Source organism: Pseudomonas sp. GG8 (assembly GCF_052976945.1).
The window spans coordinates 1,964,763-1,978,997 of the sequence record NZ_JBRIIP010000001.1 but is presented as its reverse complement, the minus strand read 5'-3'; the positions used below and the strand labels follow the sequence as shown (position 1 = coordinate 1,978,997).

Below are 14,235 nucleotides of genomic sequence, written 5' to 3'. Positions count from 1 at the left end.
GCCGACGCCTCACTCATCACATCAGACCGGCGCCTGAGCTTCCGCCAGGAAGAACCAGGTTTCCAGCACGGAGTCAGGGTTCAATGAAACACTTTCGATGCCTTGCTCCATCAGCCACTTGGCCAGATCAGGGTGATCCGAAGGACCCTGACCGCAAATACCGATGTACTTGCCAGCCTTGTTGCACGCCTGGATTGCGTTCGACAGGAGCTTTTTGACAGCAGGGTTACGCTCGTCGAACAGGTGAGCAATGATCCCTGAGTCGCGATCCAGGCCCAGGGTCAGCTGAGTCAGGTCGTTGGAACCAATCGAGAAGCCGTCGAAGAATTCAAGGAACTCCTCGGCCAGGATCGCGTTGGAAGGCAACTCGCACATCATGATGATGCGCAAACCGTTCTCGCCACGGACCAGACCGTTGGCCGCGAGCAGATCGATGACCTGACTGGCTTCGCCCAGGGTGCGCACGAACGGCACCATGATTTCGACGTTGGTCAGGCCCATCTCATTGCGCACACGCTTGAGGGCGCGGCATTCGAGCTCGAAACAGTCACGGAAGTTTTCGCTGATGTAACGCGAAGCACCGCGGAAACCCAGCATCGGGTTTTCTTCTTCCGGCTCGTACAGCTTGCCGCCGATCAGGTTGGCGTATTCGTTGGACTTGAAGTCTGACAGGCGCACGATGACTTTTTTCGGCGTGAACGCCGCTGCCAAAGTGCTGATACCTTCAACCAGTTTCTCTACGTAGAAGCCGACCGGATCGTCGTAGCCAGCGATACGCTTGTCGACACTGGCCTTGATGTCTTGCGGCAGACCGGCGTAGTTCAGCAGCGCCTTGGGGTGCACGCCGATCATCCGGTTGATGATGAACTCCAGACGCGCCAGGCCGACACCGGCATTGGGCAACTGGGCAAAATCGAACGCGCGATCAGGGTTACCGACGTTCATCATGATCTTGAACGGCAGATCAGGCATGGCATCGACCGAGTTCTTCTTGATGTCGAAGCCCAGTTCGCCCTCGAAAATGTAGCCGGTATCGCCTTCGGCACAGGAAACGGTCACGCCCTGCCCTTCTTGCAACACTTCGGTGGCGTTGCCGCAACCGACCACGGCCGGGATACCCAGCTCGCGAGCGATGATTGCCGCGTGACAGGTACGTCCACCACGGTTAGTGACGATGGCGCTGGCGCGCTTCATCACCGGCTCCCAGTCCGGGTCGGTCATGTCGGAAACCAACACATCGCCCGGCTGCACTTTGTCCATCTCGGATACATCTTTGATGATCCGTACTTTGCCAGCGCCGATGCGCTGACCGATAGCGCGACCTTCCACCAGCACAGTGCCGGTTTCCTTGAGCAGGTAGCGCTCCATGACGTTGGACGACGTACGGCTTTTCACGGTTTCAGGGCGGGCCTGAACGATGTAAAGCTTGCCATCATCACCGTCTTTGGCCCATTCGATGTCCATCGGGCACTTGTAGTGCTGCTCAATAATCATTGCCTGCTTGGCCAGTTCGCTGACTTCGGCGTCGGTCAGGCAGAAGCGCGCACGATCAGCCGGCTCTACGTCGATAACCTTGACCGATCTACCAGCCTTGGCTTCGTCGCCGTAAATCATTTTGATGGCTTTGCTGCCCAGGTTGCGGCGCAGAATCGCTGGGCGACCGGCTGCAAGGGTATTTTTGTGAACGTAGAACTCGTCAGGGTTGACCGCGCCCTGAACCACTGTTTCACCCAGGCCATAGGCGCCTGTGATAAACACCACGTCACGGAAACCGGATTCGGTATCCAGCGTGAACATCACGCCGGCAGTGCCGGTTTCCGAGCGAACCATGCGCTGCACACCTGCAGACAGAGCGACCAGTTTGTGATCGAAGCCTTGGTGCACACGATAGGAAATAGCGCGGTCATTGAACAGCGAGGCGAACACTTCCTTTGCTGCGCGGATGACGTTTTCGACACCGCGAATATTAAGGAAGGTTTCTTGCTGGCCGGCGAACGATGCGTCGGGCAAGTCTTCAGCGGTGGCCGAAGAACGCACGGCAACAGCCAGGTTCGGGTTGCCGGCCGACAGCTCGGCGAACGCCGTACGAATTTCAGCGTTGAGTTTTTCGGGAAACTCGGCCTCCATGATCCAGGCGCGGATTTGCGCACCCGTCTTGGCCAGAGCGTTGACATCATCGACGTCAAGCGCATCAAGGGCGGCATGGATCTGATCGTTCAAACCGCTCAACTCAAGAAAATCACGATACGCTTGAGCCGTAGTGGCAAAGCCACCGGGGACCGAAACACCGGCGCCCGCGAGGTTACTGATCATCTCGCCGAGGGATGCGTTCTTGCCCCCCACGTGCTCCACATCATGGACGCCGAGCTTATCGAGGGAAACTACGTACTCTACCAAGGTGATCTCTCCACTAACTGTGTTGGGAAAAGCTCAGGGCGCTGAAACATCTATTAAGAGCGGTTCCGAGCGTTTGTGGCCTGGACCTGGAAAATAAGTGAGAATGCTGGCCATCAAGGTCCGCAAGCGGGCCTATCATATCCAAGATTCGTCACCAGCTTAAGGCCCACGGCGCAAATGAAACGATCTGCTTTCTTCATCTCCGACGGCACTGGCATCACAGCCGAGACACTCGGCCAAAGCCTGTTAGCGCAATTCGAAAACATCACGTTCAATAAGTTCACGCGACCGTACATCGATAACGTGGAAAAGGCGCGCGCTATGGTACAACAAATCAACAGCGCCGCCGATAAGGATGAACTACGACCGATCATTTTCGACACCATCGTCAACCAGGAAATTCGCGAAATCCTGGCGACCTCAAACGGCTTCATGATCGATATCTTCTCAACCTTTCTCGCCCCGCTGGAGCTGGAGCTTAGTTCACACTCCTCGTATTCAGTCGGTAAATCCCACTCTATCGGGCACAACTCCAACTACATGGAGCGGATCGAGGCGGTTAACTTCGCGCTCGACAATGACGACGGCGCCCGTACGCACTACTACGACAAAGCCGACCTTATCCTGGTGGGCGTCTCGCGCTGTGGCAAAACGCCAACTTGTCTATACATGGCCATGCAATTCGGCATTCGTGCGGCCAACTACCCGTTGACCGAAGACGACATGGAGCATTTGCAATTACCGGCTGCGCTCAAGCAGCATCGAAACAAACTGTTCGGCCTGACCATTGATCCGGATCGATTGACGGCGATTCGCAACGAACGCAAACCCAATAGCCGCTACTCCAGCTATGCCCAGTGCGAGTTCGAAGTCCGCGAAGTAGAAAGCCTCCTCCGCCGTGAAAACATTCCGCACATCAACTCCACGCACTTTTCGGTAGAAGAGATTTCAGCAAAAATCCTCGTAGAAAAAGGCGTCGAGCGACGGTTCAAGTAATGCGTGAACCCTGTAGGAGCTGCCTTGTCTGCGAATCGGTCCGGGTCGCGTCCGACCGAAGCGCTCGCAAATGGCTGGATTAACCACCGCACGAAGGACCTTCGGCCCTTATCGCAGACAAGTCAGCCCCTACAGTTTCAGATTTCAGCCGTCATTTCAAATCACGAACAAATCAACAAAACGGTTGACCGGCGTAGCTTCCAGCTTCGCCTGATTCTTGCACAGGGCGAAGATTTCGCTGGTGCGCTGGGCGGTGAATCTGGTTGCCAGGTTGGCCTTGAACTTGTCTTCGAGCAACGGAATACCTTCGACGCGACGACGACGGTGACCAATCGGGTACTCGACCACAACCTGTTCGGTGCTGGAACCATCCGTGAAGAACACTTGAATCGCATTGGCGATGGAGCGCTTGTCGGCCTCCAGGTATTCACGGGTATAGCGCGCGTCTTCCACAATCACCATCTTCTCGCGCAGCTCGTCAATGATCGGATGAGCGGCGTGGAAGTCGTCTTCGTACTGCTCGGCAACCAGGTTACCAAACGCCAGCGGCACCGCCGTCATGTATTGAATGCAGTGATCGCGATCTGCCGCGTTGGCCAGTTTGCCTTGCTTGGAAATGATCCGAATAGCCGACTCGTGGGTCGTGATGACGATTTTCTCGATCTCGTGCAGGCGATCCCTGACCTGCGGATGCAGGGTTACAGCGGCTTCACACGCAGTTTGCGCGTGGAATTCAGCAGGAAAGCTTATTTTGAACAGCACATTCTCCATCACATATGTGCCGTATGCCTGAGAGAGGGCGAACTCACGCTTGCCCTCTGGCTTGAGCGCCAGATCCTTGTTGGTGTGGCTAAACAATACGTCGTAGAAGCCCCACTGCGGCGCACTCAGCACGCCAGGAATACCCATCTCGCCGCGCATGGCGATATCGGCCAGACGCACGCCACGGCTTGAGGCGTCGCCCGCAGCCCAGGACTTACGAGAGCCGGCATTCGGCGCATGACGATAAGTACGCAACGCCTGACCATCAACGAACGCATGAGACAGCGCAGCCAGCAGCTGTTCGCGGTTAGCACCCATCAGCTTGGCGGTGACAGCCGTCGATGCCACTTTCACCAACAATACGTGGTCAAGACCGACGCGATTGAACGAGTTCTCCAACGCAATAACACCCTGGATTTCATGAGCCATGATCATCGATTCAAGCACGGCACGCACGGTCAACGGAGCATCACCGTTGGCGACGCGCTTTTGCGACAGATGGTCCGCCACGGCGAGAATGCCGCCGAGGTTATCGGACGGGTGACCCCACTCAGCGGCCAGCCATGTGTCGTTGTAATCAAGCCAGCGCACAATGCAACCAATGTCCCAAGCCGCTTTTACCGGGTCAAGACTGAAACGGGTACCAGGAACACGTGCACCGAACGGCACAATAGTCCCTTCGACGATTGGGCCAAGATGCTTGGTGCACTCAGGGAATCTCAGTGCCAAAAGGCCACAGCCCAGGGTATCCATCAGGCAGTTGCGCGCAGTGTCCAGCACTTCCCTGGACTCGATCTCGAAGTTCAGGACGTAGTCAGCGATATCTTGCAAGACCTTGTCGTAGTCCGGACGATTGTTCAGATCAACGTTGGCACTCATGGTGTTTTCGACTCTCTCTATAAATAGGAGGATTGATTAACGCAGCTCAACGGGTACAAAACGGCGTTGCGCGATGGTCCATTGAATACGTCGTAACACGCTCTCGGGCAGGGCCTGAAAATCGTCTCATATGAGACTCGTGACTTCTATAAGACGCAGCACATTGTCAACATATGCCCGATAAAAGCTAGCCATAAAGGGTAGATCAGTCAATTAAAAACACAACATTGTCGACAATTGCCTGATGAGCGCTGCTTTTGACGCGTCATCAACAAGGACGTTTCCCACAGCGTTTGAAGGCTGCTTACTATCCTCACGGCGCAAAACCTTCATGCTAGAATGCCGCGCGCCTCTGTCGACTGGAACCGGTACCAATGCCCGTCTACCTGTATGTCAGGCGCACGAGGAAGCTTGCGCGCTATGTGAAAACCGCCCTCGCCCCGAAGATAGTCCTTTCACCGCGCCAGGATTTATGAGACTCAAGCCCTTCCCCACATTATTCTGTTTATTCCTTTTACCCGGTGTAAGTGCTGCGGCTGACAAGACTGTGTATGGCCTTAACGAATACGCCACACTCTCCGACATCGATCTGCAAGTCGCGGCAAAACTCGACACCGGCGCCAAAACCGCCTCCCTCAGCGCCCGCGACATCAAGCGCTTCAAACGCAATGGCGAAACCTGGGTGCGCTTCTACCTGGCCATCGACGATGCCCACGCACATCCGATCGAGCGACCATTGGCACGGGTCAGCAAGATCAAGCGCCGCGCCGGCGATTACGACCCTGACGATGAAAAAAAGTACACCGCGCGCCCGGTCATCAGCCTGGATGTGTGCATGGGTACTGCTATTCGCAGCATCGAAGTGAACTTGACTGACCGAAGTGCATTCCAATACCCGCTTTTGATAGGTTCCGAAGCACTCAAACGCTTTGATGCGCTGGTCGATCCGAGTCTTAAATACGCAGCGGGCAAACCTGCCTGTGCCACCGACGCTCATACCGCAGAGTAATACCCATGCGCTCGATTACCCTCCATCTGAAAATCCTGATTGCTGTCCTGGTGACACTGGGGATAGCGATCACGGCGTATCAGATTTTCGTTCTCGGCATTCCAGTGACCGAGGATGAAACGGACGACTTGTGGAACATCGACGCCAAAGTCGAGTTCGTCGCCAACACCAAAGACCCAGTCAAGATCCAGATGTTCGTACCGCCCCTGAGCCACGACTACGTCAGCCTCAACGAGAGTTTCATCTCCAACAATTACGGTGTAAGCGTCAACCGCGTCGACGGCAACCGCAAAGTCACCTGGTCGGCCCGACGCGCCACCGGCAACCAGACACTTTACTACCGCCTGGTACTGACCAAACGCTACAGCGGCGATAAACCCAAGATCAAAGGCTCGGTTTTCCGTGACAGCATCGCCATTGAAGGCGCGGAAAAAATTGCCGCCGAAGCCCTGCTCGAACCTATCCGCCAGCACTCGGCGGACATCGAAACCTTTGTTACCGAAGCCATCAAGCGGGTCAACAACCTCAGCGACGACAACGTAAAGCTGCTGTTGGCGGGTGACACGTCGACCTCGAACAAGGCAAGAATCATTGAGTTATTGCTGTCCATTGCCCACGTACCGGTCGAAAAACTGCACACCATACGCCTGACGACCGATCAACCTCAGACCCCCGAGTTGTGGCTGCGCAGTTTCAACGGCAAAGACTGGTTGTACTTCAACCCGGACAACGGCGAACAAGGCCTGCCGACAGATCGGCTGACGTGGTGGATCGGCGATGAGAACCTGGTGAGTGTCGAAGGCGGAAAAAAAGCCACGGTGAACTTCACCCTCAACAACAGTGAAATGAACGCGATCCGCCTGGCCAAGCTGACCGACGCAAACACCGACGACCACTTCCTTGGGTACTCGCTCTACGGGCTGCCGCTACAAACCCAGCAGACGTTCATGATCATGGTGATGATCCCGATTGGCGTGCTGGTGATCCTGATCCTGCGTAACCTGATTGGCCTGGAGACCCTCGGCACCTTTACCCCGGTGCTGATCGCCCTGGCGTTCCGAGAGACACAGCTGGGCTTTGGTATCGTGCTGTTCACGATCATCACCGCGCTCGGCCTGTCATTACGCTCCTATCTTGAGCATTTGAAGCTGCAAATGCTGCCGCGATTGTCGGTGGTGCTGACCTTCGTCGTGGTACTGATTGCGGCCATCAGCCTGTTCAGCCACAAGCTTGGCCTTGAACGTGGCTTGTCAGTGGCGCTGTTCCCGATGGTGATTCTGACCATGACCATCGAGCGGCTGTCGATCACCTGGGAAGAGCGTGGCAGCGGTCATGCGATGAAAGTCGCCATTGGCACCCTGTTCGCAGCGTCTCTGGCACACCTCATCATGAGCGTGCCGGAACTGACTTACTTCGTCTTTACCTTCCCCGCCGTGTTGCTGATTCTCGTGGGCTTCATGCTGGCGATGGGACGTTATCGCGGCTACCGCCTGACCGAACTGATGCGCTTCAAGGCGTTCCTCAAGGACGAGCCAAAATGATCGGCTTCTGGAAGACCTGGAAGGCCCTGGAAGCCAAGGGCATCATGGGTATCAACCGGCGCAACGCAGATTACGTACTCAAGTACAACAAGCGCAGCCTGTACCCGATCGTCGATGACAAAATCATCACCAAAGAGCGTGCGATCCTGGCCGGTATCCATGTGCCGGAGATGTACGGGGTCATTTCCACTGAAAAAGAAATCGAAAAGCTCGACGAGATCATCGGCGGGCGCAACGACTTCGTGATCAAGCCGGCGCAAGGTGCGGGTGGCGACGGAATTCTGGTGATCGCTGACCGCTTCGAAGACCGGTTTCGCACGGTCTCGGGCAGAATCATCAGCCACGAAGAAATCGAACATCAAGTCTCCAGCATCCTTACCGGTCTGTATTCACTGGGCGGGCACCGTGATCGTGCGCTGATCGAATACCGGGTCACGCCGGACCAGATCTTCAAGAGCATCAGCTATGAAGGCGTGCCCGACATCCGCGTCATCGTGCTGATGGGCTACCCGATCATGGCCATGCTGCGCTTGCCAACACGCCAATCCAGCGGCAAGGCCAACCTGCACCAGGGCGCTATCGGCGTCGGGGTCGACCTCGCCACTGGCCTGACCTTACGCGGCACCTGGCTGAACACCATCATCAGTAAACACCCGGACACCACCAACGCTGTGGACGGCGTGCAATTGCCGAACTGGGACGGCTTCATGAAACTCGCCGCTGGCTGTTATGAGTTGTGCGGGCTGGGCTACATCGGCGTCGACATGGTCCTGGACCAGGAGAAAGGCCCGCTGATTCTTGAACTCAATGCCCGCCCCGGCCTGAATATCCAGATCGCCAATGACTGCGGCTTGACCCATCGGGCTCATGCCGTCGAGGCTCGCCTTGAACAGTTGGCACTTAACGGCGAGCAGGAAACCCCGGAAGAGAGGGTGCGTTTCGTGCAAGAGCTTTTTGGGCATGTCCCCGTGGTTTCCTGACTTCCCGCTAGGAGTCGAACCCTCTGAGGATTACAATCCTCGCCCTCACGCCGACACTGATTTGTTTCGAATGCCGACCTGCTCTGTACACCCTCTGCCCTACCATCCCAACCCCGCCGAGTATTTCTCGAGGGTTCGCCATGCACCGGGGGCCGTGCTGCTCGATAGCGGCAGACCCAGCGCTGAACGCGGGCGATTCGATCTACTAAGCGCCTGGCCGACTGAACAGTTATGGGTCCAACATGACGAAACCGGCAGCGACTTCCTCCAACGCCTGCGCCAGAGTCTTGATCAACTAGGCACCGCGCAACTGCCTGAAGAATACCCGCTGCCATTTGCAGGAGGACTGATCGGCTACCTTAGTTACGATTTTGGTCGGCGTCTGGAGCCTCTGCCCGCCCACGCCATCGATGATCTGCAACTGCCTGATGCGCGCTTCGGTGTTTATGCCTGGGCGATGATCAGTGATCACCAGCAAGGCACCAGTCAATTGGTATTCCATCCCACATTACCCGACAGCGAACGGCAGCGCCTGCTCACGCTGTTTTCACAAGCGTCTGCCGCCGATTCGGCGACCTTCAAACTGATCGGCGCCTTCAAAGCCGACCTGACTGAACGTGATTACCGCCGCGCGTTTATGCGCATTCAGGCCTACATCCAGTCCGGCGACTGTTATCAAGTCAATTTTTCCCAGCGCTTCCAGGCCGATTGCCAAGGTGACCCTTGGGCGGCTTACTGCGCCTTGCGCAGGGCGTGCCCGACGCCCTTTTCCGGCTACATGACCTTGCCTGATAACAACACCGTGCTGAGCCTGTCCCCGGAGCGTTTTGTGCGGGTCAGTAACCGCCAAGTGGAAACACGCCCGATCAAAGGCACCCGCCCTCGCAGCAAGGACACGACGCAAGATGCCGCCTATGCCGCCGAGTTACTGAGCAGCCCCAAGGACCGCGCAGAAAACCTGATGATCGTCGATTTGCTGCGAAATGATCTGGGCCGTAGCTGCAAGACTGGCTCGGTGACAGTCCCGGAACTGTTCAGCCTGGAAAGTTACCCGAACGTGCATCACCTGGTGAGCAGCGTGACGGGGGAACTGGCTGCGGATAAGGATTCGCTGGACCTGATCGCTGGCAGCTTTCCCGGAGGCTCGATCACTGGCGCGCCGAAAATTCGAGCGATGCAGATTATCGACGAGCTGGAACCCTCGCGTCGGGCGCTGTACTGCGGCTCATTGATATATCTGGATGTGCGCGGCGAGATGGACAGCTCCATCGCCATTCGCAGCCTGCTGATCAAGGATGGACGGGTTTCATGCTGGGGCGGTGGCGGCATTGTCGCCGACTCGGAGTGTGAAGCCGAATACCAAGAGTCAATCACCAAGGTGCGGGTGCTGCTCGATACGTTGCAGGCTCTTTAAGCGTAGCGCGCTGGCCTTTGCGGCCAACGCGCTGCGGGTTCAACCTTACAGACTCAATTCACGGCTCGACGCCTTGAGGAATTCCTTCTTCAGGTCCTCGAAGGTGTGTACCGCTGGAAACTGCGGGAATTCGCGGATCACGTTTTCCGGCGCATGGAAGAGGATACCCGCGTCAGCTTCACCGAGCATGGTGGTGTCGTTGTACGAATCACCGGCTGCAATGACGCGATAGTACAGACTCTTGAAAGCCAAAACCGACTGACGCTTCGGGTCTTTCTGACGCAGCTGATAGGTGGCGACACGGTCCGTCTCGTCGGTGATCAGACGATGGCAGAGCAAGGTCGGGAAGCCCAGCTGCCGCATCAGTGGCTGTGAAAACTCGTAGAAGGTGTCCGACAGAATCACCACCTGGAAACGCTCGCGCAGCCAGTTGACGAATTCGATGGCGCCGTCCAGTGGGCTGAGGGTCGCGATCACCTCCTGAATATCGGAAAGCTTCAAGCCGTGCTCATCGAGAATCCGCAGACGCTGCTTCATCAGTACGTCGTAATCGGGAATATCCCGGGTGGTCGCCCTCAGCGATTCGATACCGGTTTTTTCAGCAAAGGCGATCCAGATCTCCGGGACCAGCACGCCTTCCAGGTCGAGACAGGCAATTTCCACAGAACACTCCTAGAGGGGACTTCAAAAAAGAAGCGGCACTTTAGGTCGTCTGATCAATTATTTCCAGCAGTGCAGCACCGACGCCAACCGGCAATTACCCAAAAGATTTTGTTACTATCACACCTATTACGAGCGCGAAGCGCCATACCTGTTAGGAAGCCGCCTGATGAGCCAACCCTTCAACGTCGCCGAACTTGCAGCGACTTACGCAAACAAATCTGCACAGGACATTCTGAAGCTGGCCTTCGAGCATTTCGGCGATGAGTTATGGATCTCATTCAGCGGTGCCGAAGATGTAGTGCTGGTAGACATGGCCTGGAAGCTGAACAAAAACGTTAAAGTGTTCAGCCTCGACACCGGTCGTCTGCACCCGGAAACCTATCGGTTCATCGAACAGACGCGTGAGCATTACAAAATTGATATCGAGCTGATTTCGCCGGATCAGCGCGTGCTCGAACCTTTCGTCAAAGAAAAGGGACTGTTCAGTTTCTACAAGGATGGCCATGGCGAATGCTGCGGTATCCGCAAAATCCAGCCGTTGCGCCGTAAACTGGCAGAGGTCAAAGCCTGGGCTACCGGTCAACGCAGGGATCAGAGCCCTAGCACCCGCAGCGAAGTTGCCGCCCTGGAAATAGACAACGCCTTTTCCACCCCTGAGCGCACGCTGTACAAATTCAACCCGTTGGCGCAGATGACCAGCGAAGAGATCTGGGGTTATATCCGCATGCTGGAGTTGCCTTACAACACCTTGCATGAGCGTGGCTTCATCAGCATCGGCTGCGAGCCTTGCACGCGTCCTGTGCTGCCAAACCAGCACGAACGCGAAGGCCGTTGGTGGTGGGAAGAATCTACGCAGAAAGAGTGCGGACTGCACTCAGGAAATCTGATCGCCAAGGTGTAAGACTTGCGCCGCCTTCGCCAATTTATTCGCGAAGGGTTTGATGCGGTGTGCCAGGCACACCGTCTTGATCGCAATCAGTGAACTGGCAACTCGACACCCTCGAACAATTCTTCGAGCTCTTGCTTGTTGTGACACTGGATGGCTTTTGCCATCACTTCGCGGGTCAGATGCGGTGCGAACTTCTCGATGAAGTCGCACATGAAACCGCGCAGGAAGGTACCGCGACGGAAACCGATCTTGGTGATGCTCGCTTCGAACAGCTCGCTGGCATCAAGCACCACCAGATCGCTGTCGAGCTTGGCGTCTACTGCCATTTTTGCCACGATACCGACACCCAGGCCCAGACGGACGTAGGTTTTTATCACGTCCGCATCGGCGGCAGTAAACACCACTTTCGGGGTCAGGCCACGGTGGCTGAACGCTTCGTCCAGCTTTGACCGGCCAGTAAAACCAAAGACATAGGTCACGATGGGGTATTCGGCCAGTACTTCCAACGTCAGTTTTGGCACCTTGGTCAGCGGATGACCTTGCGGCACAACGACGCAACGGTTCCAGCGGTAGCACGGCATCATCACCAGATCACCGAACAACTCCAGCGCTTCAGTCGCGATAGCGAAGTCCACAGTACCATCCGCCGCCATTTCGGCGATCTGCATCGGCGAGCCCTGATGCATGTGCAGCGCGACGTCCGGGTATTGTTTGATGAAGCTGCTGATCACTGGCGGCAGAGCATAACGCGCCTGGGTGTGGGTGGTAGCAATCGACAACGTGCCTTTCTTCTCGTTGGAAAACTCCTGGGCGATCTGCTTGATGCTCTCGACTTTGCGCAGGATCTCGCCAGCGGTAGTAATGATTCTTTCACCGGCCGGCGTGACCCGGGTCAGGTGTTTGCCGCTACGGGCAAACACTTCGACGCCCAGCTCGTCTTCAAGCAAGCGGATCTGCTTGCTGATCCCTGGCTGCGAGGTATACAGGCTCTGAGCCGTAGCGGAAACGTTGAGGTCGTGGTGCGCCACTTCCCAGATGTAGCGCAATTGTTGAAGCTTCATATGTATCCCTCAAAGCAGTAGACGCCACGGTCATCAGCGACGGTATATAACTATATTAATGGTTAGACTGATAAATCTAGAACTTTTTATCACTTTTACAGAGCAATGGCACGCTCAATTTCAGCGACACATAGACTTATTCGCGCCCTCGATGCATGGGTACCATGTAGACCGGAACCTCCGACAATTGCAGAACCCTGGCGACGGTACGGCCCAGCGGCGTATCGCCTTCTGTGCCATGGCTGTGACTGCCGACGATCAACAAATCGACGGCCAGCTTTTGCGCTTGCTCGAGGATCACACTGGAAGGATCCCCCTGCATCACCCGCACCGTGCGAATCAACGCGAGATCCTGATGACTTTCGCCTAACTCATCTCGAAAGCCATTCAGAACGCGCTGTTCAATCGTTTCCATGACGGTGTTCAAGCCCTGGTTGTGCAACTCTTTCAACGTATCCTCATCAAGATAGCTCTGCAAAACAGACTCGGCGAACAACCCTATCGGCTCAACCGCATGAATCACATTCAGCTCGGCATTGAAGGTTCGCGCCAGCGCCAAGGCATGTTGCAGGACATAAGGCGCATAAAGACCGAGGTCAGTGGCATACAGCATTGAACGAATCATACGACCTCCTCGATTGCCAATAGTGGCGGAGATTGACTCAGCTTAGCAGCGCCTTGACGACTGCGGCGGCCGCTATCTCACGAGGAAACAAAGGCTCAAGGCTTTACTTCATTGCTGATGCCATGCGGCACATGCCCCGTTGCGACGACATCACGCGCCTTTTCACAATGCCCAGGCTGATCGTCAAAAAACACATCGGCGGCGAAGGCTTCAAGAAACGCCGATTTCTCCAGACCACCCAGAAACAATGACTCGTCCAGACGAATATTCCATTCTCGCAATGTGCGAATCACCCGCTCATGCGCGGGCGCAGAGCGCGCGGTAACCAGTGCGGTACGGATTGGGCAAGCGTCCTCGGGAAACTCGCGCTGCAACAGGTTCAGCGCGGCAAGAAAGGGCTTGAACGGCCCCCCACGTAACGGCTCGCGCGCTGACTCACGCTCACTGGCCTGAAACGCCTCCAGCCCGTCGGATTGATAGACCCGCTCGGACTCATCGGAAAACAGCACCGCGTCGCCATCAAACGCGATACGCAATTCGGCGCTGGCTGCACGGCGTGCACCGCCCGACAGAATCGTCGCCGCGGCAAAGCCGGCATCCAGCGCGCTGCGTACATCCTCGGCGTGGGTCGAGAGAAACAAATGACAGCCAAACGCCGCCAGATACGGATAAGGGCTGCGTCCGCCGACGAAGGCAGCACGCGTGATGTCCAGGCCATAATGCTGAATCGAATTGAATACCCGCAGCCCCGTGTCGGCGCTGTTGCGCGAAACCAGGATGACTTCGACCCGCGACGCCTCAAGCCTGGCATTGAGGCTAAGGAGTTTCTCCACCAACAGGTACGCATCGCCCTGCTCAAGGATCTCTTCCTCATGCTCGATCTGGTATTGGCGATACGCCGCCACGCCATCAGCCTCGTACACCGCATGGCTTTCGCGCAGATCGAACAAAGCTCGCGAAGAAATCGCCAGGACCAATTTTTTACCTAGACCCGTAGCCATATATCACCCTGCCTGGCT

12 protein-coding genes are annotated in these 14,235 nt (G+C 56.3%); 6 read left to right on the top strand and 6 right to left on the bottom strand.

Going from position 1 to position 14,235, the window contains the following annotated elements:
* Positions 1–21: 21 nt before the first annotated feature.
* Positions 22–2,397 (bottom strand): phosphoenolpyruvate synthase, encoded by a 2,376-nt coding sequence (gene ppsA / locus ACVBEG_RS09635; RefSeq protein WP_322179481.1) that lies wholly within the window; start codon positions 2,395–2,397, stop codon positions 22–24.
* 177 nt (positions 2,398–2,574) lie between these two features.
* On the opposite strand from ppsA, the gene ppsR reads away from it, so the two are divergent.
* The gene (ppsR, locus tag ACVBEG_RS09630; protein ID WP_322179482.1) at positions 2,575–3,393 is read left to right on the top strand and encodes a posphoenolpyruvate synthetase regulatory kinase/phosphorylase PpsR; all 819 of its coding nucleotides are present in this window, start codon (positions 2,575–2,577) and stop codon (positions 3,391–3,393) included.
* Between the two features lie 156 nt (positions 3,394–3,549).
* Here ppsR and prpD read toward each other — a convergent pair whose 3' ends face one another.
* On the bottom strand, positions 3,550–5,034 hold the full coding sequence (gene prpD, locus ACVBEG_RS09625; protein WP_330201330.1) for a 2-methylcitrate dehydratase: 1,485 nt from the start codon (positions 5,032–5,034) through the stop codon (positions 3,550–3,552).
* A gap of 472 nt (positions 5,035–5,506) precedes the next feature.
* On the opposite strand from prpD, the gene rloA reads away from it, so the two are divergent.
* From rloA to pabB, 4 genes are all read left to right on the top strand, one after another.
* Entirely contained in the window at positions 5,507–6,043 is a 537-nt protein-coding gene (gene rloA / locus ACVBEG_RS09620) for a retropepsin-like aspartic peptidase RloA (RefSeq protein ID WP_322179484.1), read from the top strand.
* Between the two features lie 5 nt (positions 6,044–6,048).
* A complete protein-coding gene (gene rloB / locus ACVBEG_RS09615; RefSeq protein ID WP_322179485.1) occupies positions 6,049–7,584 on the top strand; it encodes an osmotic stress tolerance membrane protein RloB in 1,536 nt (511 codons plus the stop codon).
* A complete protein-coding gene (locus ACVBEG_RS09610) occupies positions 7,584–8,564 on the top strand; it encodes an alpha-L-glutamate ligase-like protein (protein ID WP_322182714.1) in 981 nt (326 codons plus the stop codon). Before rloB ends, ACVBEG_RS09610 begins: the two co-directional genes overlap by 1 nt.
* 70 nt (positions 8,565–8,634) lie before the next feature.
* A complete protein-coding gene (gene pabB / locus ACVBEG_RS09605; RefSeq protein ID WP_447107622.1) occupies positions 8,635–9,978 on the top strand; it encodes an aminodeoxychorismate synthase component I in 1,344 nt (447 codons plus the stop codon).
* 45 nt (positions 9,979–10,023) lie between these two features.
* On the opposite strand, the gene thrH is transcribed toward pabB, so the two are convergent.
* Positions 10,024–10,641, bottom strand: coding sequence for a bifunctional phosphoserine phosphatase/homoserine phosphotransferase ThrH (gene thrH / locus ACVBEG_RS09600; protein WP_322179486.1), 618 nt, complete (start codon positions 10,639–10,641; stop codon positions 10,024–10,026).
* 166 nt (positions 10,642–10,807) lie between these two features.
* Between thrH and ACVBEG_RS09595 the strand changes: the two genes are divergently transcribed.
* Positions 10,808–11,542 (top strand): phosphoadenylyl-sulfate reductase, encoded by a 735-nt coding sequence (locus tag ACVBEG_RS09595; protein WP_322179487.1) that lies wholly within the window; start codon positions 10,808–10,810, stop codon positions 11,540–11,542.
* Between the two features lie 74 nt (positions 11,543–11,616).
* Here the strand turns inward: ACVBEG_RS09595 and cysB are convergent, their stop codons facing one another.
* From cysB to ACVBEG_RS09580, 3 genes are all read right to left on the bottom strand, one after another.
* Positions 11,617–12,591 carry an HTH-type transcriptional regulator CysB gene (cysB, locus tag ACVBEG_RS09590; RefSeq protein WP_219060251.1) on the bottom strand — a complete coding sequence of 325 codons (975 nt, stop codon included), beginning with the start codon at positions 12,589–12,591 and terminating at the stop codon, positions 11,617–11,619.
* Between the two features lie 136 nt (positions 12,592–12,727).
* Positions 12,728–13,216, bottom strand: a complete 489-nt coding sequence (locus tag ACVBEG_RS09585) for a universal stress protein (protein ID WP_322179488.1) — start codon at positions 13,214–13,216, stop codon at positions 12,728–12,730.
* 95 nt (positions 13,217–13,311) lie between these two features.
* Complete coding sequence (locus ACVBEG_RS09580; protein WP_322179489.1) at positions 13,312–14,217, bottom strand: 5'-nucleotidase; 906 nt, start codon at positions 14,215–14,217, stop codon at positions 13,312–13,314.
* Between the last annotated feature and the right edge of the window lie 18 nt (positions 14,218–14,235).

Excerpts from the sequence above, each read along its gene's own strand:
- ACVBEG_RS09595 (WP_322179487.1), top strand. The coding sequence starts at position 10,808 with ATGAGCCAACCCTTCAACGTCGCCGAACTTGCAGCGACTTACGCAAAC.
- ACVBEG_RS09580 (WP_322179489.1), bottom strand. The coding sequence starts at position 14,217 with ATGGCTACGGGTCTAGGTAAAAAATTGGTCCTGGCGATTTCTTCGCGA.
- pabB (WP_447107622.1), top strand. The coding sequence starts at position 8,635 with ATGCCGACCTGCTCTGTACACCCTCTGCCCTACCATCCCAACCCCGCC.
- rloA (WP_322179484.1), top strand. The coding sequence starts at position 5,507 with ATGAGACTCAAGCCCTTCCCCACATTATTCTGTTTATTCCTTTTACCC.
- cysB (WP_219060251.1), bottom strand. The coding sequence starts at position 12,591 with ATGAAGCTTCAACAATTGCGCTACATCTGGGAAGTGGCGCACCACGAC.
- ppsR (WP_322179482.1), top strand. The coding sequence starts at position 2,575 with ATGAAACGATCTGCTTTCTTCATCTCCGACGGCACTGGCATCACAGCC.
- prpD (WP_330201330.1), bottom strand. The coding sequence starts at position 5,034 with ATGAGTGCCAACGTTGATCTGAACAATCGTCCGGACTACGACAAGGTC.
- rloB (WP_322179485.1), top strand. The coding sequence starts at position 6,049 with ATGCGCTCGATTACCCTCCATCTGAAAATCCTGATTGCTGTCCTGGTG.
- ACVBEG_RS09585 (WP_322179488.1), bottom strand. The coding sequence starts at position 13,216 with ATGATTCGTTCAATGCTGTATGCCACTGACCTCGGTCTTTATGCGCCT.